20 protein-coding genes are annotated in these 25,586 nt (G+C 41.7%); 18 read left to right on the top strand and 2 right to left on the bottom strand.

Features of this window, described 5'->3' with window-relative positions; genetic code table 11:
• Positions 1-224 precede the first annotated feature (224 nt).
• From AC1TO9_RS16095 to AC1TO9_RS16075, 5 genes are all read left to right on the top strand, one after another.
• Positions 225-998, top strand: a complete 774-nt coding sequence (locus tag AC1TO9_RS16095; RefSeq protein WP_482059842.1) for a sensor domain-containing protein — start codon at positions 225-227, stop codon at positions 996-998.
• A 275-nt stretch (positions 999-1,273) separates the two neighbouring features.
• Positions 1,274-2,578 (top strand): aminoacetone oxidase family FAD-binding enzyme, encoded by a 1,305-nt coding sequence (locus AC1TO9_RS16090; protein WP_482059841.1) that lies wholly within the window; start codon positions 1,274-1,276, stop codon positions 2,576-2,578.
• 33 nt (positions 2,579-2,611) lie between these two features.
• Positions 2,612-3,928 (top strand): BaiN/RdsA family NAD(P)/FAD-dependent oxidoreductase, encoded by a 1,317-nt coding sequence (locus AC1TO9_RS16085; protein ID WP_482059840.1) that lies wholly within the window; start codon positions 2,612-2,614, stop codon positions 3,926-3,928.
• Positions 3,929-4,260: 332 nt separating this feature from the next.
• Positions 4,261-5,190, top strand: a complete 930-nt coding sequence (locus tag AC1TO9_RS16080; RefSeq protein WP_482059839.1) for an ATP-binding cassette domain-containing protein — start codon at positions 4,261-4,263, stop codon at positions 5,188-5,190.
• Positions 5,187-5,960, top strand: a complete 774-nt coding sequence (locus AC1TO9_RS16075; RefSeq protein ID WP_482056323.1) for an ABC transporter permease — start codon at positions 5,187-5,189, stop codon at positions 5,958-5,960. The genes AC1TO9_RS16080 and AC1TO9_RS16075 overlap by 4 nt, the downstream gene beginning before the upstream one ends.
• Positions 5,961-5,983: 23 nt before the next feature.
• Here AC1TO9_RS16075 and AC1TO9_RS16070 read toward each other — a convergent pair whose 3' ends face one another.
• Positions 5,984-6,883: a sensor histidine kinase gene (locus AC1TO9_RS16070; RefSeq protein WP_482056324.1), complete on the bottom strand. Its 900-nt coding sequence runs from the start codon at positions 6,881-6,883 to the stop codon at positions 5,984-5,986.
• A complete protein-coding gene (locus tag AC1TO9_RS16065) occupies positions 6,876-7,559 on the bottom strand; it encodes a response regulator transcription factor (protein ID WP_482059838.1) in 684 nt (227 codons plus the stop codon). Before AC1TO9_RS16065 ends, AC1TO9_RS16070 begins: the two co-directional genes overlap by 8 nt.
• Positions 7,560-7,712: 153 nt before the next feature.
• On the opposite strand from AC1TO9_RS16065, the gene AC1TO9_RS16060 reads away from it, so the two are divergent.
• From AC1TO9_RS16060 to AC1TO9_RS16000, 13 genes are all read left to right on the top strand, one after another.
• On the top strand, positions 7,713-7,922 hold the full coding sequence (locus AC1TO9_RS16060; RefSeq protein ID WP_482059837.1) for a hypothetical protein: 210 nt from the start codon (positions 7,713-7,715) through the stop codon (positions 7,920-7,922).
• 318 nt (positions 7,923-8,240) lie between these two features.
• Positions 8,241-10,289, top strand: a complete 2,049-nt coding sequence (locus AC1TO9_RS16055; RefSeq protein ID WP_482059836.1) for an S-layer homology domain-containing protein — start codon at positions 8,241-8,243, stop codon at positions 10,287-10,289.
• Between the two features lie 95 nt (positions 10,290-10,384).
• Positions 10,385-17,272 carry an RHS repeat-associated core domain-containing protein gene (locus AC1TO9_RS16050; protein ID WP_482059835.1) on the top strand — a complete coding sequence of 2,296 codons (6,888 nt, stop codon included), beginning with the start codon at positions 10,385-10,387 and terminating at the stop codon, positions 17,270-17,272.
• A 19-nt stretch (positions 17,273-17,291) separates the two neighbouring features.
• Positions 17,292-17,615: a hypothetical protein gene (locus AC1TO9_RS16045; protein WP_482059834.1), complete on the top strand. Its 324-nt coding sequence runs from the start codon at positions 17,292-17,294 to the stop codon at positions 17,613-17,615.
• A 117-nt stretch (positions 17,616-17,732) separates the two neighbouring features.
• Positions 17,733-18,269 (top strand): RHS repeat-associated core domain-containing protein, encoded by a 537-nt coding sequence (locus AC1TO9_RS16040; RefSeq protein WP_482059833.1) that lies wholly within the window; start codon positions 17,733-17,735, stop codon positions 18,267-18,269.
• A gap of 24 nt (positions 18,270-18,293) precedes the next feature.
• Positions 18,294-18,728 carry a hypothetical protein gene (locus AC1TO9_RS16035; RefSeq protein WP_482059832.1) on the top strand — a complete coding sequence of 145 codons (435 nt, stop codon included), beginning with the start codon at positions 18,294-18,296 and terminating at the stop codon, positions 18,726-18,728.
• 10 nt (positions 18,729-18,738) lie between these two features.
• Positions 18,739-19,182, top strand: coding sequence for a hypothetical protein (locus AC1TO9_RS16030; protein WP_482059831.1), 444 nt, complete (start codon positions 18,739-18,741; stop codon positions 19,180-19,182).
• Positions 19,183-19,318: 136 nt separating this feature from the next.
• Positions 19,319-22,318: an RHS repeat-associated core domain-containing protein gene (locus AC1TO9_RS16025; RefSeq protein ID WP_482059830.1), complete on the top strand. Its 3,000-nt coding sequence runs from the start codon at positions 19,319-19,321 to the stop codon at positions 22,316-22,318.
• A gap of 59 nt (positions 22,319-22,377) precedes the next feature.
• The gene (locus AC1TO9_RS16020; RefSeq protein ID WP_482059829.1) at positions 22,378-23,145 is read left to right on the top strand and encodes a PdaC/SigV domain-containing protein; all 768 of its coding nucleotides are present in this window, start codon (positions 22,378-22,380) and stop codon (positions 23,143-23,145) included.
• Positions 23,146-23,410: 265 nt separating this feature from the next.
• Positions 23,411-23,548: a hypothetical protein gene (locus AC1TO9_RS16015; RefSeq protein WP_482059828.1), complete on the top strand. Its 138-nt coding sequence runs from the start codon at positions 23,411-23,413 to the stop codon at positions 23,546-23,548.
• Positions 23,545-24,243 (top strand): RHS repeat-associated core domain-containing protein, encoded by a 699-nt coding sequence (locus tag AC1TO9_RS16010; RefSeq protein WP_482059827.1) that lies wholly within the window; start codon positions 23,545-23,547, stop codon positions 24,241-24,243. The genes AC1TO9_RS16015 and AC1TO9_RS16010 overlap by 4 nt, the downstream gene beginning before the upstream one ends.
• A gap of 241 nt (positions 24,244-24,484) precedes the next feature.
• Positions 24,485-24,844: a hypothetical protein gene (locus tag AC1TO9_RS16005; RefSeq protein WP_482056350.1), complete on the top strand. Its 360-nt coding sequence runs from the start codon at positions 24,485-24,487 to the stop codon at positions 24,842-24,844.
• Positions 24,826-25,437, top strand: coding sequence for a hypothetical protein (locus AC1TO9_RS16000; protein WP_482059826.1), 612 nt, complete (start codon positions 24,826-24,828; stop codon positions 25,435-25,437). Before AC1TO9_RS16005 ends, AC1TO9_RS16000 begins: the two co-directional genes overlap by 19 nt.
• The last annotated feature ends 149 nt before the right edge of the window (positions 25,438-25,586 follow it).

Raw genomic sequence — 25,586 nt, 5'->3', positions numbered from 1 at the left:
AGAGCAAATGCTTAATATCCCTTTACAGGTAAGACATCAAAAGCCCTCATTCTTCACGGAATGGGGGCTTTTGTTATGATCAAACCAACAGTCCCCCCCAGTTCACTCCTAGTCTAAGGTCTAGGTTCAGATCCCCCTTAAGACGGTTATGTCAGGTAGATAAGGCGGTTATAATGGATTTATAACTTAGAGCGTGACATATGTAGCCAAAGGAGTGTTTGAATATGAAGGCAATAGAAGTGACTGCAAAGGCGCCAACAGGTAAGGTGAATTGGGTACTTTTTAATCCCAAAACTTATGCAACGATCCTTTATTTATTGTTATCCCTCCCATTAGGGATTATTTATTTTACAGTAGCGATAACGGGACTTGCACTATCAATCGGTTTAACTCCAATATTTATTGGAATACCGTTGTTTTTTGGAGTAGCTAAGCTGTTGAATGGGATTGTTAATTTTGAACAAAGCATGATTAGACAAATTTTAGGTTTACCGACACCTTCCGTTTCGTATACCTACAATCAACAGTCTGAATTCAGAGGGAATTGGTTGATGCGAATGGTGAGAGGTTTTGACGGGGGGCTATTCATACGAAATCTGCTGCTCGTATTACTAAGATTTGTAACAGGCATTGTGTTCTTTGTTATTATGGTAACGGTGATTTCGTTAGGATTAGGATTTATTGCTCTTCCAGTCGTGCATATTATTCTGATGAATGAAATGAAGCTTGATATTTTAGAGAATAGCTTGTTTAGTTATTTTCATATCGATTGGACCTATAATCAGCAGTATATGCTGTACGTAGGCGTTGGACTTGTACTTTTTTGGATCGCGCTTCGCGTGGTGAACGGTCTCATGCAAATTCAGCGCAGAATTATGTATGTGGACGAGCCATATCAGCAGCCGTCAGTGGAAGCACAAGCTCAGTCACAATATTATGAGTACCAAGAAGATCAGCCCATTCAAGGGATGATGCAGCCAGCTTATAAAGAGCTATAGAAGAACTTCTTTTACTGATCTGTTTCAAAAGAGCATAATAATTTACAAATAAACAGAGCCAGACCTCTTGAAAAGGGGATTGGCTCTGTTTATTATATGTTTATGAGTCGCGCTGAAATGGGAACAATTATAGTAAGAGAACTGGATGTCCATTAGTAACAGGCAATGCACCTTTCTAATCAGGATGTCATATTTGTTCAGATGTAAGTTAGGATTTACTACTTACTTAATGTTATAATATTGATTTACAATGTGAAACAGGGTGATCGAAAAATATGAATGAATTTCAAAATAGGAACCACCATAAACTAGTCATTATTGGTGCGGGCGCAGCAGGTTTAATGGCTGCTATAACTGCGCGTGACTGTGGTATTGATACAGCTATATTGGAGAGCAACGACCGGATTGGAAAGAAGATATTAACGACAGGTGATGGTCGCTGCAACATTACGAATGAATCCACTGCGACGGGTACGGATGAAGCGATCGCTTTATCGCGCAAGTATCACAGTAATCAGGCTGGATTTCCATTGACTGTATTGGAGCAATTTGGCATCCGTCAAACCATTGATTTTTTCTCAGCGCTCGGGCTTCCGCTTACAAGATTGAAGGAGGGCTTGATGTATCCGATGTCGCTGCAGGCTGCATCGGTGCTGGATATTTTTGAGCTTGCGCTGGAGGATCGGAATGTTCCGGTATACCTCAATAATAAAGTGTTGGATGTTATCGTTTCGACGGATCATCCGCGCTTCACGATTAAATGCCAAACGGAGACAGAGGAGCAGGTTGTTTATACTAGTGAATATCTGTTTCTATGTGCGGGTGGCCTTACCGGTCCGAATCCGGAAAAAGATAGTCCTAGTTATACGCTTGCCGAGCGTCTGGGACACACCTTAGTCGAGCCTGTTCCGGCCATTGTGCAATTGAAGCTAGAAAATCCGCATATGAAGGCACTGTCCAGCATCAAATTTCAGGGACAAGCTCATATTATCGTAAAGGGTAAAGTCATCGGCAGCGAATATGGTGAAATTGGCTTCACGAACTATGGTATCTCCGGCCCGCCAATTCTCCAGCTAAGCAGGAAGGCTGCGCATCATCTCGCAAGGGGAGAATCTGTAACCGTATCGGTTGATCTGATGCCGGGCCGCACGGAGGAAGAGGTAGTTGAATTTATGGAAATGCACTGGGGGAGCTTCGGACACCGGACTGTTGTGGATTCCCTCGTCGGCATCTTCAACAAGAAGTTGGTTCCCGTCCTGCTAAAGGAGGCAGGCATCGATCAGCAGCCAGACCTGCTTTGCCAGGATCTATCGTGGAAAGCCAAGGGGAAATTGTATCGAATCTTGAAGCGTTGGGAATTTAAAGTGACTGATACCAATGGCTTCGCGAATGCGCAAGTGACAGCGGGCGGCATCAATACAACCGAGCTAATCGAAGGAACGCTGGAATCCAAGCTAATACCTGGGCTTTATTTGGCTGGCGAGGTGATGGATGTGGACGGGGATTTCGGCGGCTATAATCTACAATGGGCCTGGAGTTCTGGTTATGTGGCTGCGATGGCGCTTGCTAAGCAAATATAATGAATTTATAGGAAAAGGGATGCATCGATCAATATGTATGAGGATCAGAATTCTAAGCACCACGAGCTGTTAATTATCGGTGCAGGCGCTGCAGGTATGATGGCTGCTCTTACTGCACGGGACCAAGGTATTGATACCGCAATGATTGAAAGCAATGACCGGATGGGGAAGAAGATATTAACGACGGGCAATGGGCGTTGCAACATTACGAACGAATCTACTGCGACGGGTACGGATGAAGCGGTCGCTTTATCGCACAAGTATCACAGCAATCAGGCTGGATTTCCATTGCCTGTTCTACAGCAATTTGGTGTGCGCCAGACGATCGACTTTTTCTCCTCGCTCGGGCTTCCTCTTATACCCTTAGAGGATGGTCGGATGTATCCCATGTCGTTGCAAGCCGCATCCGTGCCGGGTGTTTTTCGCCTTGCTCTGGAGGATCGGAATGTTCCGATATATTTCAAGAATAAAGTGTTGGATGTTATCGTCTCGACGGAACATCCGCGCTTCACGATTAAATGCCAAACAGAGACAGAGGAGCAGGTCGTTTATACCAGCGAATACCTATTTCTATGTGCGGGTGGTCTTACTGCTCCGAAAACGGGAACGGATGGATCTGGTTATACGCTTGTCCAACGTCTGGGGCACACTCTGATTGAGCCTGTGCCGGGGATTGTGCAATTAAAGTTAGACTATCCATATTTGGAGGAACTGTCCGGCATAAAATTCGAAGGACATGCTCATATTATCGTAAACAATGAAGTCATCCGCACTGAATATGGGGAAATTCTATTTACGGCCTATGGCATCTCTGGCCCGCCAATACTCCAGCTAAGCAGGAAGGCTGCGTATAATCTCGGCAGAGGAGAATCTGTGACATTATCGGTTGAATTGATGCCTGGCCGCACGGAGGAAGAGATAGTTGAGTTTCTGGAAACGCACTGGGGGATCTTCGGACACCGGACTGTTGCGGATTCCCTTATCGGCATCATCAACAAGAAGCTGATTCCTGTTCTGCTGAAGGAGGCAGGAATTGATCAAGAGCTTCACCTACTTTGTCAGGATCTATCGTGGAAAACGAAGAAAATATTGTATCGAATCATGAAGCGTTGGGAATTTAAAGTGACCGATACCAATAGCTTCACGAATGCGCAAACAACAGCCGGTGGCATTGATACGACTGAGCTAATCGAAGGAACGTTGGAATCTAAGCTAGTACCTGGGCTGTATTTGGCCGGTGAGGTTATGGATGTGGATGGAGATTGCGGTGGTTATAACCTGCAATGGGCCTGGAGCTCCGGATATGCTGCCGCGATGGCGCTTGCTGACCATATTGCTCATACCACTTAGAGCTATGTTTCAGTTAGTTAACTTGTTAAAGAAGAATAGAATCCAAAGAAGAATCTGACGGTAGGGATATCAGTATACTCCTATCGCTGGATTTTTTTTTATTACAATATTGGGGGAAAGTTATGACTATGACTTCACTTTACCACCATTCGAAAAGTCAGTTTGTTATCTGAATCAACTTTTAAGAATGATTTAAGATTCGCTTAAGAGATTACTTAATGAATGACAGATAAAGTAGAGATATCAAAGGGAAGGTGCAGTAGATTGCAAGTATTACATACAGGATTTCAATTCTTATATAGTTTGTAGCAGAAAGAAGGGGAGTGGACAGTATGGAAACAAGTGTATTATCACTAGAAAAGGTATCCAAGTCTTTTGGATCAGAGAAAGCATTGAATCAAGTATCGTTAACGGTAAGAAAGGGAGATATCTACGGCCTTATCGGTCGAAATGGCTCAGGGAAGACAACGATCATGAGGCTCATCACAGATCTCTCAACAGAATCGAAGGGTGAGATCACACTATTAGGCAAGTCGAAAGGAGCGAAGAACTATCATACTGCTTTACAACGGATCGGAGCTGTTATTGAAGCGCCAGTGGCATTTAATAAGTTGACCGCTTATCAGAATATGAAGATCGTTTGCATCCAGAAGGGAATCCATGATTACTCGATCATTCAAGAAATGTTGGAATTCGTGAACTTGGCGAATACGGGTAAGAAGAAATTCCACAACTTCTCGTTAGGTATGAAGCAACGCTTAGGTATTGCGATGGCATTGGTGAATAACCCGGATTTTCTTATTCTAGACGAACCGATTAATGGATTAGATCCGATAGCGATTATTGAGTTCCGTGAATTGCTGGAGAAGATTAATAGGGAGAGAAACACAAGCATTCTGATCTCTAGTCATATTTTGAGCGAATTATATCATGTATCTACACGTTTTGGCTTTATTCATCAAGGTGAAATGATTCAAGAAATTACGAAGGAAGAATTCGATTCATTATGTACGGAAGCCATTGTAGTTAAAGTGCAAAATACAGCTCAGGCTGCCGTGATCTTGAAGGAAGCGATTGGTGATCAATTCCAGGTTGTACAGGGGAATGAAATTCACATTTCAGATCAGAAATCGACCGTTGCCAGTATCAATCAATTGCTAGCTATGAATGGTGTTCTTATTGATTTTATTGGTAAAAAGGAAAGCAGCTTAGAAAATTACTACACCAATCTTATTCAACAATTCGGAGGTACACACTCATGATTCGTTTAATGAAAGCTGATTGCTATCGTTTACTCCGTACCAAAGGTTTTTATATCATATTACTCGCTGTTATTACTTTTGCAGTGGGAAATGTGTCTACTGAAAGTGTAGGTACAGTGGGGGTTCAGAGTGATTCTGTTATGGAGGGTCAATCTCAAACCAATGTTTCCTGGAATATGGCTGTAGCTCTCACTGGTGCTTCTTTTTCTAGTGGTCTCCTTGTTTATTTGTTTATCGCATTCTTTGTTATCATTATAGGATACGAATTCTCACAAAGAACGTATAAAAATACGTTAACCTCTGGTGTGAGCCGAATCTCCTTTGTTCTTTCCAAATACTTTACGCAGTTGACTGCTTTGTTATTAGGAACTTTTTTATATTTTGGTACAACGGCTCTTATTGCCTTTTTTAGATATGGTACAGAAGGGATTCATACGGGTGAAGTTCTAAAGGATGCGCTCATTGCGATGTTAAGCTTAAGCTTTTGTATTAGCGTGATCTTTAGTTTGGCGACACTAGTGTTGTTCCTGACAACTAGCAATATTATCGCCTCTATATTTATCATTGTTTATCCCATTATCATTCAGTTGATCTATACGTTCATAGAGTGGGAGGGGCTCAAATATTTTGATTTCTTCTCACTTGCTCAGACTATGGGTCAGGGTTTAATCGCAGGCACAGAATTAATTCCTTATATCTTCGTGAGTCTTGCTACTATTGCCACCACTCTCGTAGGAAGCGCCTTTGTTATCCGTCATAAAGAACTATAGCCACAGTGCCAGACAGCAGAGAACTAATGATCTCTGCTGTTCTTGAATTGAAGAGTCACGTAGAAGGCTTCTGCATCTGTAGTGAGTGTAATGTCACCCTTTATAGCTTTTGTCAGGTTTTTTACAATGGATAGACCTAACCCTGTGCTTTTGTTGGAGCGAGAAGGATCTTCAGTGACAAAGCGCTGAAATAGCCGGTCAGCATCTACAATAGGATTGGCTAAACCATTCATAAATTGAATGATCAAATGGTCTTGTTGTGATGTGAGCGAGATCTGTACCTTTTGATAGCCATATTTCAGAATATTACCTAATATGTTTTGGAAAATTCTTTGCAGAATCGTTTCATCGGTAATGAGATATTGCTGCTCCTGAATATGAACTTCCAAGGAGAGCTGTTTTTTTTGCAACTCATCATAATAGGTAAATAAGCTTTGGGTTAATAGCTCAGACACCTCTATTTTGTGGAACTCAGGGGTTAACATTTTCTCCTGAATCAGATTATATTCCATGAGGTAATGAAGATAATGAGAGATGGAATTTAAGCTACTATCGATCTTCTGAATCATCTCATGCTGCTTGGCAAGCTCAGGCTCCTGTAAGAGAATTTGTGTATAGCCTGAAGAAACGGTCAAAGGTGTCTTAAGATCATGAGTGAGATTGGTGATGACCTCATGCATTTGTTTTTCCTTGAGATATCGTTCCTGGTTATAGATTTTATTTTGCTTAATTAATCGATTATTATTGTCTGATAACCGTCTCAAGATGCTATTCTTGGAAGTGGAGGTTAACTCCGCATTGGTATCATTCGTGGCGATATAGTCGAGTTGCTGGGTGATTTTCTTCAAGTCGGACAGAATTAAACCGAGATAGGCCAGTACAGCAATAAGCAGGATACTAAGCAGCCACAACATGTTACTCATTCCCCTCAGCTAGACGGATTCCCATGCCCCAGATCGTCTCGATATACTCTGTATCAGGATCAGCATCCTTCAACTTTTTTCTTAGTGTACTGATATGAACGTTGATGGTGTTCTCCCCACCAAAGTAATCATCCTGCCAGATTGTCTGGTAGAGGTTAGCCTTGGAATAGATTTTCTTAGGATGAAGCAGTAACAATTCTAGCAGCTTGTACTCTTTGTGAGACACTTGAATCTCTCTATCATAGACCAATACTTTATACTCTTCGCGTATCAATATCAGGTTGCGGTAAGATAGTTCAGCGGTAGGTGCTTTTGTTGGAACAGCATTACGTAGCTGAACCTCGATTCTGGCCTCAAGCTCTTCTACATGGAAAGGCTTGGTGATGTAATCATTCGCTCCCATCTTTAACAAGCGCACCGTCTGTTCTTTGTCACTAAGGGCAGTCAGAACGATGATAGGTACAGGGGAAGTTTTTCGAATCGTCTCCAAGACGCTTTCACCTGTCACGCCAGGCAGCATTAAGTCAAGAAGCACCAAGTCATACTGATTTTTATTTGTTTTCAAAAGAGCTTCTGTTCCCGAATGGACTTGCTCCAGTTGATATTTGTTAGCAAATACATATTCAAGCAGCTCACAAATTTGCTTGTCATCTTCAATAAGTAATAGACTTTTCATTTGAGAGATTCTCCTTTGATTATTTACTAAGAGATTACCCCAAAGGGAGCAGAACATGCAACGATAAATGATAGTTAAAAGGTCACTTTCTCTGTAAAGTCATTTGCACCCTACAAGACGATTTGAAGGAGGCGACCTAATGAAAAGTCTACCATGTTGCAGATTCTTGTTCAATCCGCTCTTCCAGAAGAAATACAATCCCACATTAGCTCATTAGATTACAAAGATACAGCCCGAAAGTTTACAGCCAAGCCAAGAGAGCAATTCACATCGCTGTATCATCTTCTGAACGAGGAGCTGTTGACACAATGCCATCGAGATCTAGATGGTAGTAAGGCAACAGGCGTAACGATGGATAGTTAAATGTGTTCATACCTAAACGCGACAAAAGTGGAATCGGACTTTTGTCGCGTTTTTTATGTGTTTAAATATAGGTCTAAAGAATCAATTGTTGTTCACTTCTTCTTTTATTGGGATATTATTCCGATAATCAAATAAGACTCGTCAAAATTTTCCGCTTTGTCCTAGTGAAAGGAAGGGATAAAGAACGATGAAGTGAGACTGTAGTAATAAAAGTACATACAAAGGTGGAGTGAATCGGGAGAAGTCCTGATTCGGAGGAACTATTACCAACATATTAGTTGGTGTGTGTTAGATCATGGGAAATGAGGAGAGAAGAAGATGAAGTCAGTCAATATCCTAACAAAAATGAGAATGATTCCGCTAATGGTGGCGCTATCGATGTGTATCAGTAGCGTATTATTCCTAGTCGCGATGCCTATTGAAATACATGCAGAGAGCGCAACGGCATCGAATCGGACAGATTTCAGTGTGTCAGGGGACCAGATTATATGGATGGAAAAGGATAGTGAGGGTAACAAACAGATTCACTACCGCAATGAATCGACGAAACAAGAAAAAGTACTAACCACGAGTAAGACGGCAAAAGATGCTCCCTATATTAAGGGGGATAGAGTTGTTTGGGCAGATAAGGGTACGCAGGACCCGTCATCCTTGTACTGGGATATCTATAGTTACAATCTTCAGTCAGGCGTGCAGCAGAAACTAAACGTGCGTTCGGGTGAATACGGTAACCCTTACGTGGACGGAAATGGTGTAGTCTGGTTCGATCGGAATCTGTACGGATCGATGATATACCATGACTTACCAACGAATACGGAGATTGCACTGGGAGAGGGTAAATTTCCTGTTCTTGCGAACGGTATTGTCGTCTATAAGAATGCAAGAGATGGTGGACTCAGTATGTTGACGCTGAGCACAGGCGTTAGAAGATCACTGATTAATCTAGGTGGTTCGAACGACGTGGATTGGTTCGTGACCAATGGTAATTACGTCTTGTGGAAACAGAAGAATGGTTCTTCTGAGAGCAAGTTCGTTGTGATGTCACTTACGGATCTTAAGGCACAGTCGCAGGATCTAGCTCCAATGAGTGTGAAAGATGTCGATTATTCGGTTATGTCGATGGGTGATACACAAGCCGTGTATTTGGAACAGGTAAATGGACAACCGGTTCTGCGAGGTGTGAATCTGTCTACGGCATCCATGTATTCAGTGACAAGCGCAACGAAAGGAAGACAGTACATCGGGTTTAACGGCGATAAGTTCGTATATAGTACGACGGATGATTCATTCGTTACCGTTAGTCTGGATGGGTCCTCGTCTGAACAACCATCAACAGGAGGATCTGGAGGTCAGTCTTCTTCCCAACCTGTCATTCCTCAGGGTACGGATAACAAAGTGATATCGACAGAATCAGCTGTGTTTGGTGCACAAGGTGGAATGGTGACTTCGAAGGATGGTATGGCTGAGTTGAAAGTTCCAGCAGGTGCGTTTACGAAGGAATCTAAGGTCAGTCTATCTCAGATTAGTTTAGATAATAGACCTCTTCGAGATGAGTTAGGAAGATCCATTGAATCGGATAATTCGATCTGGCAAGTGGATACAGCTTCTACGTTCGGACAACCCGTTCAACTTACATTAGGATACAAAGACTTAGCCAAATGGAAAGCCGAACGCGAGAAGCTTGGTATTTATAAATACGACACAGCACATTCATACTGGACTTATATTGGCGGAATAACAGGTGTGAAGGATGGATTCGTACAAGCTTCTATTCAAGAACCTGGGATATATGCAGTCATGTTGCGTCAAGTGACGTTCTCTGATATTTCAGAACACTGGGCATCTAATTCCATTGAAGTGTTGTCTGCTAGAGGAATTATTAATGGTATGACCGAAGATGCCTTTATTCCGAATGGCAAGCTTACAAGAGCACAATTCACGAAATTACTAGTAAGTGCGATGGGCATGGAACCAATATTCTCATCTTCACCTACATTCTCAGACGTGCAAGCGAAGAATTGGAGCTATGGATGGGTCGAAGCAGCTTCTGCAGCAGGTATTGTTGAAGGAGATCATGGAGTATTCCATCCAGATGCAGCACTCACACGTGAACAGATGATGGCGATGATGATGCGTGCCGCAGGAAACAGACTTCAGGGTGCTGGGCAAGAGGTGCAGTCAACTGATCTGACTAAGTTTACCGATCATACTTCTGTGAGTCCTTGGGCGAAGACGTTCGTTATCGATGCTACTCAACTGAAGTTAATTGAAGGTAATGGAGATAAGTTAGAACCTCTTCAGACATCAACAAGAGCGCAAGCGGCTACTGTGATCTATCGATTAATGCTTAAGCTAGAACTTTTATAATAATGATTAGGGAGTGAATAATATTTATGATATTTTCAAGTACGGTTCGCAGAAAGAGGAAAGCTAGCATCAACAGGATTATTTCGTTAACCCTTGTGTTCTTGCTGCTAGTCACCTCAGTTCCACTATTACCAGGCGTAGATGTGCTCACGGAGAAAGCCTTTGCTTCGACTAACGTGCAGATCGTACCGAGTGAGATCAACACAGATGAAGGTGGTACTACTGAGATTCGCTTCAAATTTAATGCAGCGGATAGTGGACAGACTAGCCATCCTACGAACATCAATGTGTGTACACCTCAGCCGAACGGTGCATCTCCTAAGCTGTTAGGTTTAATTGCAAGTGACGATTATGCCACGAAGGTGGGCAATGATTATATTGAACATGTCGTGAAATGGGACGGAAAAATAGGTGGAGTAGCTCTTCCAGAAGGTCGCTATAACATCTGTGTGTCACCCGCAACGTATAACGGAGTTGGTGTCTATTACGGGCAGATTGGAAGTTTTGAAATTGTGAACTCGGTACAGCCGAAGGCACCTTCATCGATGACAGTGGAATCTGGTTCTTCTGCCGGTAAAGCATTAGTGAAGGGTACTTCACAGGCGGGTACAACCATTGATCTCGAGATTCGTTATTCTCTAGGGGATCAGAAGCAGAGCGTAAATAATATACCGGTTAATACGCAAGGCCAATGGAGTAGCGAGATCAGCTTAGATGCTGGTAAGATCTCTCATATTACAGCCAAAGCGAAAAAGGGTACGTTAGTATCTAGTTATTCAGAAGTGTTGAAGGTCATGAATGTTTCCGTACCTTCCTTCCCATTGACTTGGGAAGCTTTAGCAAGTTACTACTATGCAACGGATTCTACAGCTTCCACAAGAGCTAAGGCAGTGGAAGTGGCTACACTTAATCATGTGACGGCAACTGTGCCAGGTACCATCACGGGCGCAACTTCCTTGATCTTGCAAGATCCAGAAGTGATCGAACCAATCACGCAAGCAGATCTTACGCAGTTCACGGAAGCGGCAATTAAGAAACGTCTACGGATTGTTAATCCATTGGGGCAGGATTACGTTGAACCGGCACGGGGAGATTTTACATTCACGACGGATTCTATGGTACTTCAGGCATTAATGCCACTTCAATTCGGATTGAACTATCTAAGTCGCGACCCATATGAAGGGGCTATCGGTCTTGGATGGCATCATTCTTATGAATGGTCGCTTACCCCTGTAGATGGCAAGATGGAACTTATGCAACCTGATGGTTCCCGATACGAGTTCATTCCACTCACAGGTGGGCGATATTTAACACCGCGTGGAACAGATCTTACATTGTCACAAGCCTCATCAGGTGGATATGATGTGCTGACACCACAAGGTGAACATTATAGGTTCAATGCAGGTGGGCTTCTGACATCGATCATCGACAGCAATCATAATCAGATTACATTTAGCTATCAAGGAAAGTTATTACAAGCGGTATCAACCGATGGCGCTTCATTAACACTTTCATATAATGCGAATAATCAGTTAACGACAGTGACAGACCATACCAATCGGAAGCAACAATATGGTTATTCAGCTGCTAACGATATGATCTCATTCACGGATGTGAATGATGCAGTTACGAAGTTCTCATACGATAGTGCGCATCACGTGACGGGTGTGACTGATCCTAATCAGACGGCATCCATGAATGTCACATATGATCAACATATGCGTGTAACAAGCTTTACTGATTTCTACGGATCGAAGAGTACGTCGAGCTATGAAGGCAAGGTGGCTCCCGTCATTCGTGGAGAAGAAGAAGAAGAGGAAGGTCCAATTCCGAGTGGACCGGTAAGTATTGATCCTAACAATGGAAGAGATATTGCGGATTCAGACAAAGTGCTACTATCTGGCACGATGCATAACTTGCAGAATGCTCCTCCATATATGATCATTGACGGTCTTAAGCCGGCGATCACGGGTTATATGGGAAGTCTAAGCACAGATATCCATGCGAAGATGAGCATGTATGAGCAATCAGCAGTATCTGTGAACTCCGATATGAGCACCGTTCAGGCTGCAATTCAGGCAAGTAATAGTAATCCTGTCGTGATTAAGACAGGTCAACTGAATGTTGAGAACGGCGTTACGTTGGGAAGCCCAACCAAGCCGGTCGTACTTATTGCCGATGGCATGAATACGAACAAAGATATGACAATCACGATATACGGTACGTTGATTGTGAAACAAGCATTGAATGCTAATACGAAGCTTGCGCTAAACGCTATCAGTGTAGGTAATAATTACGGAAATATATGGGTAGATGGAACGCTACATCTTAATAATGATTCGGCTGTTACCGTAGCGGATACGTTGTACGCGGGAAGTCTGACATATAATAGTGGACAACTTACGGTGGATGCCAACCGCGTTGTCGTTCAAGGCGAGTTACACATTAATACCGAAGTAATTATGAATATTGCTAAGGAAATGGTCTTAGGTGGCATGGTTTCGAACAACTTGGTAGCGGATATCAACATACCGGGCGGAGATTTGTTCGTAAGAGACAATGTGAGCGTTAATAATCAGATGAAAGTGAAGACCGGCGGCGTATTCGCAATCGGTGGAGACATGACTCCGAATAAGACACCGCAGGTCCAATCAGGTATAGGTTCAGGAAAGACTATTCTTACTTATCCAGTGGATGGTGGAACAGGTTCAGTCTCAACTAGATCCTCATCGGGCCAGACGGGAGGAACTCCAGCGGATGTTTCTTCTACATTAACCTCAGTGAGTGAGACGAAGCATAGTGATGCATTGAATCATAGTACGTCATATGTATGGAACGATCGTTTCTTAATGTCTGAGATTCGCAGTGCGGATGGCTCTACTACGGCACTGAGTTATGATGATGCTGATCGATTGATTGCTGTGCAGGATGGAAATGGTAGCATGCAACAAATGGAATTCGACGAACGAGGAAACGTTATACAATTCGTGGATGGCAATCGTGAATCCACAGTGATTCGTTATAATGCGTTGAATAGACCTGTAGAAGTTGCAGATTCACTTGGTTACAAGAACAGCTATAGTTATGATACGGCTGGGAACATTACACAAACAGCGGATGCTCTAGGTAACATTACAACGGTTGATTATGATAGCCGAGGCATTCCAACGGTCATGAAGGATGCTACAGGAGCTGTAACGACGATTACCAATGATACAGCTGGATTCGCCCGATCGATCAAAGATCCAACAGGATATATTACTCAAGTGACCCGTGATCCTCTACACAGGGTAACGGAAACCAGTGATACACAAGGTGTTCTCGGTAAATTTGAGTATGATCTAAAGGGACGTATGACTGCACAAGAAGATGCACTACAGCAGACATCAAGTGCAACATATGATGATAATGGTAACTTGGTAGCACAGAGTAATGCTATAGGTGGAACGACCAACTATGCTTACGAAGTGAACCGACTAACCTCAACAGTAGACGCACTTCAGAATACGAGTGCTACGATCTATGATACGGTTGGGAATGTTGTAGAAGAACGGGATGAGAATGGTGGTGTAACGAAGTATCAATATGACAGCATGGGTCAGATGGTGAAGGCAACAGATCCAGAAGGCCATGTGACGTCATATACGTATGATGCTGTCGGAAACCAATTGACATTTACGGATGCCAAAGGAAACACAACAACGAATACGTACAACAGCCGAAATCAATTGATGACGGTCACAGATGCACTCGGTGAGGTTACACAGTACAAGTATGATGCCAATGGACAAATCAAGAAAGTAACGAACCCACTCGGCAATATTACTTGGTATGATTATGATGCTATAGGCAGATTAACAACGATGACAGATGCCTTAGGTATCAAAACTGAATATGAATATGACGAGAACGGGAATACCCTCTCGACGATGACAGAGAACAGCAAGTGGCAGACGATCTACGATGAACGCGGACTTGAAGTCGGAAGTATAGATCCGATGAATCGTAAGACAGCGATGACTCGCGATGACCGTGGGCGTGTAACAGCTGTTACTGAGCCAAGCGGTAGTATCACACATTATGAATATGATGTCGTTGATCGTAATACAAGCATTAGAAACGCATTAGGTCATGAGACGACGTATGCCTATGATGCACTAGGTCAAGTCAATCACATTCTGAATGCGAATAACCAAGAAACGAAATTCGAATATGATATGCTTGGAAGCTTGACGAAGGTCACGAATGCAGCTGGCAATGCTACGAGTTACACGTATGACGCTTTAGGTAATCTTCTTACGAAGACCGATGCGTTAGGGCATGTAACATCTTACAGCTACAACAAGTTGAATCAAGTGGAACAATCCGTGAATCCACTTCTAGAAAAGACGACAATTACGTACGATGCCAATGGGAATCAGACATCCATGGTGTATCCAGATCAGTTGACGACTTCATACAGTTATGACGCTGTTAACCGATTGAATCAGATTATATATGGTGATGGTCAACAGGTCAGCTACGAATATGACTTAGCGGGTCGTCGTACATTAATGAAAGATAGCACAGGTGATACCCGTTATACCTTCGATGCTCTAGATCGCTTAACGGAAGTCATTGACGGAAATAATAAGAACATTCGTTATGAGTGGACAGCGACGGGAGAACGTAGTCGGATCATCTATCCAGACAATACGGTAGTCAGTTATTCCTACGATAATTCTGGACTGATTGAGCAAGTCACAGATGGAACAGGTATGAAGACGAACTATACCTATGATGCCAATGGTAGATTAGCTAGTAAGTCTCTACCGAACAACACGCAAAGCACGTACAACTACGATGCGTTAGGACAAGTCTTAGAGATCCAACATCAAGGACCTGGGGGAACATTACTAGAGCAATTGAAATATACCTATGACCCTGCAGGGAACCAACTTCATAGCGAACGCCAGTCAGGCGGAAGTGATGAAGATAACCCAACAGGCGCTACACAACCTGCAGAAATAGCAGATTACATGTACGATGCCTTGAACCAACTGACCAAAGTTCAAAAGTTGAACGGTGCAACAACGGATTACAGCTATGATGCTGTAGGGAACCGAGTGAACGTAGCGGTTGATGAGGCAGGTAACCTCTCCACAGAGGATTATACCTACGATGCAGCGAATAAGCTTATGCGTTGGACCAAAGGAAGCGACTATAGAGATTACACGTACGATCTACGTGGAAACTTGCTAGACGTCGTCGGAATCGATAGCGCAGCGGCTCTTAATAGTCTGCGGATGGGGATTACTTCGACAATGAGTGACTCTATCGATTCAAGTGTGCTGGATAGTGTGTATGGGTTAGAAATTGACCCGAACACCGGTATAAGCCTTGATTCGAATGCAGGAAACGCAGGAATTGATCCAAACGCAGCGGGTGTTGTAGATCCCAATGCAAGCCTTGGAGGCGTTGTTGATCCATGGGTAGTAGACCCATTAACAGGGCTAGGAGTAACGGCAGATGTATATGGAATCGATCCGACAGGACTAGATAGCCAAGCTAGCCTAAATAATATGGCATTAGCTGGTCCAAGGACGATCGAATCCAATCGTTGGGATGGAGCTAACCGTCTAATTGGGAACACCAACTATTCAGGTGACCAGACAACCTATGGTTATGATGGAGATAGCAATCGCATATCCATGAGCATAACGTTGGGTACGGGTACGAAGCAGAGCAATTACCCAAGCACCAATCCAGCAGGGTTGCGAGATGGTTGGGAACCACAATACAAGAAGCAACAGATGGACATCTACTTCACGAACGATACAACGCTAAGCTTACCTGAGCCATTAATGGCAACCGATGCGACCGGGAACAAGTGGAAGCAGTCCTATGTCTATGGAGCGGGTGGAGAACGAATTAGTATGAGCTATCTGCCAAGTGCAGATGCAAGTACAGATTGGGAACCAACTCCAGGAGCAAGCGGAGCCGCAGGCAACACCACACCGAAGACACTGTATTATATGAGTGATGTACGTGGAAGTGCGATAGGTCTTCTAGGCGCAGATGGAAGTGTCTCAGCACGATACCACTACGATGAATTCGGAGTAGCAGAAAACCCAGAGAAGTTCGACTTGAACTGGGCAGGACCGGATAACCTATTCGGTTACACCGGGCTAGGATATGACTTCAATAGCGGTCATTCTTACGCACGTGCGCGTTATTTTGACTCTGAAGTAGGACGGTTTATTAGTGAGGATACGTATGAAGGGGATATTAACAATCCGCAGACGTTGAATTTGTATACGTATGTGAGTAATAACCCGTTGAAGTATACGGATCCGAGTGGGCATGAGGCAGCTCCGAATATTAACTGGGGAGAACTTGGGAAAGAAGGTCTTAAAGTTCTTGAAGGTGGAAAAAAGGGTGCTGTGAAAGGGGCGAAGAAAGGTAAAAATCCCATATCTATTTTCCTTGGTGTTGTTCTGGGTGCATTGCTAGAACCTAGTCCTGTAGGTGAGACGCAAGAAGAAATAGACCAAATGAATGCTAAATATATTAATCTACAATTAATTTCACCTAGTGATCTTGAACGTTATAGAAAAAATAGATCGATTGTGTTTCGGTCGTTAAATAAACAAGATGTACAAACAATCATGAAAGGTCAAGGAATTAGTGCTAAAAAGGTTAATGGAGATTGGAGTGTAGAGCAGCATATCCTCGAAGGTTCACAAAGTCAAGCTTGGTTACACGATCCATGGATATCGACTACTGCAAAATTGAATATAGCATTCACAAAGTATAAAGGGAGTAGTTATGGTGTGGCGGTCATTGATTTAGGGAAAGTTAAAAATAGAATTGTATTTCCAATGTCGGAGTTATCCCCCGATACAAAAGCTTACAAATGGGCAAAAAATGATGGGGAAGTTTTGGTTTATAATAAGATTGAACAGAGTGCAATATTAGGTGTTATGTTTAGATTCCCTGAATAATAAGGAGGGTTATATTAGTATGCAGTTGGACACAGACAAAATTAATCAAGAAGTCGAAGAATTAATTGAAAAGATAACAAGCTCTTTGCGTGGAGTAGATTCTTTAGGTAAAAAATCAATTGATGAACAGGCAGTGAAGGCATTGTTTCTCCTGTTAGAGCAAATGAAAGAATTTATACGGAATGAAGAGGTAGTGAACAAGAGATTCGTAGCTTTAATGTTTTATTTGTATAGACAAATTCATACTGAGGCAATGTATACGGATTATCCTGAACCAATTTTTATGCTTTCTGGTCAAGTTGAATCCTATGTTGATGAATTATTCGGGAAATTTTTTGATTGATTATTTATTTTAGCCAATATCTTAACCACATGTGTGTAACTGTGAACTGCACCCCAATTGTTAGTTGTGTCTAACAATCGGGGTGCAGTTCACTACTTGTGGCTTTTTTTTTTATATTTGTTGGATTCCCAAAGCGGAGCCGCAGGCAACACCACACCGAAGACACTCTATTACATGAGTGATGTACGTGGTAGCGCAATTGGCCTCCTAGGCGCAGATGGGAGTGACTCAGCACGTTACAACTATGACGAGTTCGGAGTATCGAAAAACCCAGAGAAGTTCGATTTGAACTGGGCAGGACCGGATAATCTATTCGGTTATACTGGGCTAGGGTTGGATTTCAACAGTAGTTATTCTTACGCAAGAGCTCGTTATCTAGACTCTGAAGTAGGACGCTTTATTAGTGAGGATACGTATGAGGGGGAATTGAATAATCCGCAGAGTTTGAATTTGTATACGTATGTGTTGAATAATCCGTTGATTTACACGGATCCGAGTGGGCATTTTGCATTTAAAACTTCTGATTATATAGAACTTGGAATTTTACTGAATGATGCTAGGGAGAAAACGAAATTCAACAGAAAAAATATAAATTATAAGTTACACAAGGATTTCATACGGGATCGATACGACTTTGTATCCATCATGGGCTAAAACCGGTACAATTACTTATACGACTTGTTAACGGGAACCAGTGCCTATACTAATAATGCAGGCAATTCGGATAGGGCGAAAGCGCAGTTATTAGGTGATTATCAGATTTCGAAAGAGGCAGAATATGTTGCGTTACTTGCTATGGGAATGGCGGCTGGAAGTGCAGGGAACAAGACTTCTAAGGGCACTAGTAATATTAAAATAACAAGTAAAACCTTTGGGAAACCTTTAGAAACAACAATAAACGGTAAGAAAGTTAAGTTAAGAGTTGATGCAGAACCTGATGGTAATAAAATTCAGATACAAGCAGGTGGTGGTAAAAATTCTATAGTAGATGAAAGGATTAACCCCAAATTACCATTAGAACCTCAAATACCAAAGTATTTAAACTTAACTAAAGGGCAAAAACAAGAACTTCTTAAAAATTTACAAAAAGCTGTAGATTGGTTGAATAACTAAGGAGGTTATTATGAAATTTTTCTTAAAAGTAAAAGATAAGAATTGTCTACCTGAAGTAGATGAATTAGTAGAGAGTATGTGGCAAGAAGGGGTTAATTTATCTAGAGTAGGGCAACAGGATAGTTTGAAAAATGGTTACCCTCTTTCATTATCGTGGGATAAATGGTTAGATGATGAAAGATGGAATAGTAATCCAAAGTCTAAAGAGCACATTTATTTTGAAACAGAGTCCTTTAATAATGAACAACAATTATCATTAGAGATTGATGAAGATGCGTGTTTTGTTGATTTTAGGGCAATATATAAAGCAATTGAATTTATAGCAGAAAGATGTAATGCATTAATCAGTATAGATAAAGGTAAATGGATACAACTAAATGAATACAGGTTAAAAGTAGATAATTATATAAAAACTACTTTCTCAGAAGCGGTTGAAAAAAGTCTGTATGATTAAATAATATCTTTGAACCATAGGAGGATTATTCTCTTATGGTCTTTTTTATGGGAATACCCTCTCTACGACACTAGCTGAGGCGAAGTGGCAGACCCTATACGATGCCCGCGGACTTGAAGTCGGAAGTATAGATCCGATGAATCGTAAGACAGCGATGACTCGCGATGACCGTGGGCGTGTAACAGTTGTTACTGAGCCAAGCGGTAGCAAGACACATTATGAATATGATGTCGTTGATCGTAATACAAGCATTAGAAACGCATTAGGTCATGAGACGACGTATGCCTATGATGCACTAGGTCAAGTCAATCACATTCTGAATGCGAATAACCAAGAAACGAAATTCGAATATGATATGCTTGGAAGCTTGACGAAGGTCACGAATGCAGCTGGCAATGCTACGAGTTATACGTATGACGCTTTAGGTAATCTTCTTACGAAGACCGATGCGTTAGGACATGTAACATCTTACAGCTACAACAAGTTGAATCAAGTGGAACAATCCGTGAATCCACTTCAAGAAAAGACGACAATCACGTACGATGCCAATGGGAATCAGACATCCATGGTGTATCCAGATCAGTTGACGACTTCGTACAGTTATGATGCTGTTAACCGATTGAATCAGATTATATATGGTGATGGTCAACAGGTAAGCTACGAATATGACTTAGCGGGACGTCGTACATTAATGAAAGATAGCACAGGTGATACCCGTTATACCTTCGATGCTCTAGATCGCTTAACGGAAGTCATTGACGGAAATAATAAGAACATTCGTTATGAGTGGACAGCGACGGGAGAACGTAGTCGGATCATCTATCCAGACAGTACCGTAGTCAGCTATTCCTACGATAATTCTGGACTGATTGAGCAAGTCACAGATGGGACAGGTATGAAGACGAACTATACCTATGATGCCAATGGTAGATTAGCTAGTAAGTCTCTACCGAACAACACGCAAAGCACGTACAACTACGATGCGTTAGGACAAGTCTTAGAGATCCAACATCAAGGACCTGGGGGAACATTACTAGAGCAATTGAAATATACCTATGACCCAGCAGGGAACCAACTTCATAGCGAACGCCAATCAGGTGGAAGTGATGAAGATAACCCAACAGGCGCTACACAACCTGCAGAAATAGCGAATTACATGTACGATGCATTGAACCAACTGACCAAAGTTCAAAAGTTGAACGGTGCAACAACGGATTACAGCTATGATGCTGTAGGGAACCGTGTAAACGTAGCTGTAGATGAGGCAGGTATCCTCTCCACAGAGGATTATACCTACGATGCAGCGAATAAGCTTATGCGTTGGACCAAAGGAAGCGATTATAGAGATTACACGTACGATCTACGTGGAAACTTGCTAGATGTCGTCGGAATCGATAGCGCAGCGGCTCTTAATAGTCTGCGGATGGGGATTACTTCGACAATGAGTGACTCTATCGATTCAAGTGTGCTGGATAGTGTATATGGGTTAGAAATTGACCCGAACACCGGTATAAGCCTTGATCCGAATGCAGGTCTCGGAGGAGCAGTAGCCGATCCGAACGTAGGAATCGACCCTAATGCAACAGGTAATGTAGATCCAAACGCAAGTGTTGGAGGAATCACCGATCCATGGGTAGTAGACCCATTATCTGGCCTAAGTGTAACAGCGGATGTATACGGAAACGATCCGACATCACTAGATAGTCTGGATACTCTAAATAGTCTGATAAGTATGGCACTTTCTGGTCCACGGACGATCGAATCCAATCGTTGGGATGGAGCCAACCGTCTAATTGGGAACACCAACTATTCAGATGACCAGACAACCTATGGTTATGATGGAGACAGCAATCGCGTATCCATGAGCGTAACCTTGGGAACCGGTACGAAGCAAAGTAATTACCCAAGCACCAATCTAGCAGGGTTGCGAGATGGCTGGGAACCACAATACAAGAAGCAACAGATGGATATCTACTTCACGAATGATATAACGCTAAGCTTACCAGAGCCATTAATGGCAACCGATGCGAGCGGGAACAAGTGGAAGCAGTCCTATGTCTACGGATCGGTTGGAGAACGAATCAGTATGAGCTATCTGCCAAGCGCAGATGCAAGTACAGATTGGGAACCAACGCCAGGAGCAAGCGGAGCAGCAGGCAATACATCACCGAAGACACTCTATTACATGAGTGATGTTCGTGGTAGTGCGATAGGTCTTCTAGGCGCAGACGGAAGTATCTCAGCACGATACCACTACGATGAATTCGGAGTAGCAGAAAACCCAGAGAAGTTCGATTTGAACTGGGCAGGACCGGATAACCTATTCGGTTACACCGGGTTAGGATATGATTTCAACAGTGGTCATTCTTATGCGCGTGCGCGGTATTTTGACTCTGAAGTAGGACGGTTCATTAGTGAGGATACGTATGAAGGGGATATTAATAATCCTCAGACGTTGAATTTGTATACGTATGTGAGCAATAATCCTTTGAGGTATACGGATCCTAGTGGACATAGATTCTGTGAAGATGGGAACAAGGGACAGTGCACTAAACCAACCAATATTAATGAAAAATACGTTTCTAAGAAACAACTTATTGAACTAAAGTTTGTGAATGTTACTGATAGTATGGTTAGTAGTTTGAATTATACATTGGAAAAATATCAAATAAATACAACAAAGAGGATTAGGCACTTCCTTACACAGGTTATGCACGAGTCTGCGTTAGGCGAGTCTCTTAGAGAAAAGCATGATGGAGATCCAGAGGAGTACTTCACAAAAAAATATGATCACCGATCAGACATTGGAAATAAACCAGGAGATGGGCCAAAATTCAGGGGTGCTGGGTATATCCAAATAACAGGTAGAGATGTATACCAGAAATTTGCTGATTATGTAGGAGATAAAAAAATTGTGGAAAAAGGATTCAACTATGTTATAGATAATTATGCATGGGAAGCTGCAGGATATTTCTGGAGTATATACAAAAATATCAATCCCACCGCTGATAAAGGAGATTCTGCTCTTCTAGCAGTTTCAAAAAAGGTTAACGGATACAACAAAAGTACAGGGTTACCTAACGGATGGCCAGATAGACAGAAGAAATATCAACAAGTTAAAAAAGTGATAAAATAATTAAATAATACAATGTACTGTTAAATCTTTTTTTAAATCTATTAAGTGAGGAATCTAAAATGAGTAAAAGTGTTTTAATAGTGTTGTACACCTTCTTGGCAATTGTGCTCTCATCGTGTGGAAGTAATGACAGTGGATCAATTATGGGGAATGATACTAATAATAATCAACCTGAACTTTCTCAGGATACAAGTTCTTATGATTTAACTTCTGAAGCTTATACGTACAATGATATGATTACGGTTCGTTATCCACAAATCATTAATATAAATGATCAGGATAAGCAAATGAATTTGAATGAAATGATTAAGGAACGAGCATATGGTTATTTGGATAATTACACAGTCGAGGAAATGGACAATTTTAGTTTGGATATTAACTATAACGTAACATTAAAAAGTGAACATTTTCTTAGTGTGCAGTTTTCGGGCTATACTTTTGACGAAGGTGCTGCACATCCGAATGATGTATTCTATTCCATTAACATTGATATGGATAAGTCTATAGCAATACAATTGAAAGATATGGTAGATATTAATGAGGAATTTGTGACAAAATTTAAAGAAGGAGAGCTACAGTCCACGATATCCGAACAAAGAGATATTCTGAATGAACAAACTGATCAAGAGTGGATCAGTTTGCTAAAAGACGCAGACTCCAGAGAGTCCGGAATAAGCAGCTACTTGACTAATAAATCATTGGGGATTAGTGTGGAAGTACCATTTGTAGTTGGAAACCATGCTGAGCTAGAGATAAGTTATGATGAAATAAAGAATAAAATAAATATGGAGATATTATCAAACCTTAATGGGGATTTTACACCGTAACTTTCACAATAACATGTTGAATAATAATATGACTTGTTATGCTTCAAGTATTACTACTTCTAAGCTAAAAAAATCGTTAGAATTGGATAATCGTTTTTCTAAAGAAGTATGCTGCACTAGGTAAAATGATCAAAACTCATATTGTGTATATTGTAAAAATAACTAAAATAACTAAACAAGCTGGTTCCTATAATCAACAGGGATCAGCTTGTTTAGTATAATTTGCTATCACAGATGTCCTTTGTATAGAGGATTATAACTGCTAATGAGTAAGCTTCTAATCAGTCCACGCACGATCGATCCAATGTCTGGGATGGAGCCAACCGACTCATTGGGAACACCAACTATTCAGGTGACCAGACAACCTATCGTTATGATGGAGATAGCAATCGCGTATCCATGAGCGTAAGCTTGGGAACCGGTACGAAGCAAAGTAATTACCCAAGCAGTAATCCCGCAGGATTGCGAGATGGATGGGAACCGCAGTACAAGAAGCAACAAATGGACATCTACTTCACGAACGATACAACGCTAAGCTTACCAGAGCCATTAATAGCAACCGATGCGAGCGGGAACAAGTGGAAGCAGTCCTATGTCTACGGTGCGGGCGGAGAACGAATCAGCATGAGCTATCTGCCAAGTGAAGATGCAAATACGGATTGGGAACCAACCCCAGGAGCAAGCGGAGCCGCAGGCAACACCACACCGAAGACACTCTATTATATGAGTGATGTACGTGGAAGTGCGATAGGCCTTCTAGGCGCAGACGGAAGTGTCTCAGCAGGTTACCACTATGATGAGTTCGGAGTAGCGGAAAACCCAGAGAAGTTCGATTTGAACTGGGCAGGACCGGATAATCTGTTCGGTTACACAGGGCTAGGATTGGATTTCAATAGTGGGTATACGTATGCGAGAGCACGTTACTTGGATTCGAGCGTAGGACGGTTTATTAGTGAGGATACGTATGAAGGGGATATTAACAATCCGCAGACGTTGAATTTGTATACGTATGTGCATAATAATCCGCTACTGTACACTGATCCGAGTGGACATGAGGCAGCGTATGTTTTGGAATATATTAGGAGAGAGAGTCGCTAAGAGTTCTTCGAGGTGGGGGTAAGGGAGTTAAGAAGGGTTCAAAGGGTGGCCCTTTTGGAATTATAGCAGGCTTTACTATAGGTTCACTTTTCCTGAATCCGACGTTACTTAATGAAGGAGAAGCTGAATGGATAAGAAATAACTCCTCAGCAAATAAATTAGGGCTTCCTCTGCTTAGTTATAATGATATTGAGAAATTTAGAAAAAAAACGGTGTTTATATTTATAGAGCGATTAGTAATTTGGATGTAAAGAATCTAGCTGCAGGCAAAGATATAATTGCTAAGAACCCTGGTGGGCTGTGGAGCTTAACTTCACATGTAGCTTATGGTTCAAAGAGTAAAGAACATCCAGAAAAAAATGACCCATGGATTTCAACGACTGTTGATTTGACTAGAGCACAACATTATAATCATGGCAATGGAATAATTGTGGTTGACTTAACAAAAGTTACATCGAAGTATCCTTGGGTTCCATCAAATTTAGATAGAACTCATATGGATTATAAAACTGCTAAGAATTTCGCGTGGGCTGATAAAGAAATTGCTATTCGATCACGAATTCAAAGGAAGGCGATTGTTGGATGGATACCTGGGATCTAGAAGAAAATTTAGTTGAATTATTGATTAAAATAAGTGTTGAATTGAGATGCGAAAATGAATTAAGCCAAACATCCTTGGATCATATGGATTTATTATTAATAAAGGTTAATGAGTCTGTAAATAATCAATTTGTAAGCAGATATATATTAAAATACGTTTGGAATACTTACACAGATATCCTCTCATTAATTGATTTGTTGAAAAGTATAAATAAAAAGTATGATGAGTTACAAGAATTGTGCATTGTTTTCGAAAAGTATATTGTCGACTTCTTAGCTTTTAATGTGACTGAAGACACAGAAGAAGATCAAACTAGTAATATGCTAAGCGAGTATCTCAATACATTAGATCTGGGGCAAGAATTCTATAATTTGCTAGAGATGATAAGAAAAGAAACAATCAATGAATTAGTCATGAGTAGAAGGATTGCATATTATTTATTTGTCCTTGAAAAAGAACTGCTTTGGAGATCAAGCTTTTTCAGTGAATCTAATAAAGAGTGGAATGAGCTCAAGATCGAAGATGAAAAATTCAAGCAATTTTGTGCTGTTGAGCAATATTTGCGTGATGTTTTTCAACAGAAAATTAGTTAATAGTTTTCACTAAGCATACCCTATTATCGTAGATAGATATTCTTGACGTATCGCAGTAATGCACTAGGAAACAGTTTGAGAGTAGAGCTAAATGATACGGTGTTCTTACCTCAGAGGATTATACCTACGTTATAGCGATTAAATTCATT

This window comes from Paenibacillus sp. Y916, from assembly GCF_056786435.1.
Note: the sequence above shows the minus strand (reverse complement) of the source record. Positions and strands in the feature narration are given on the sequence as shown.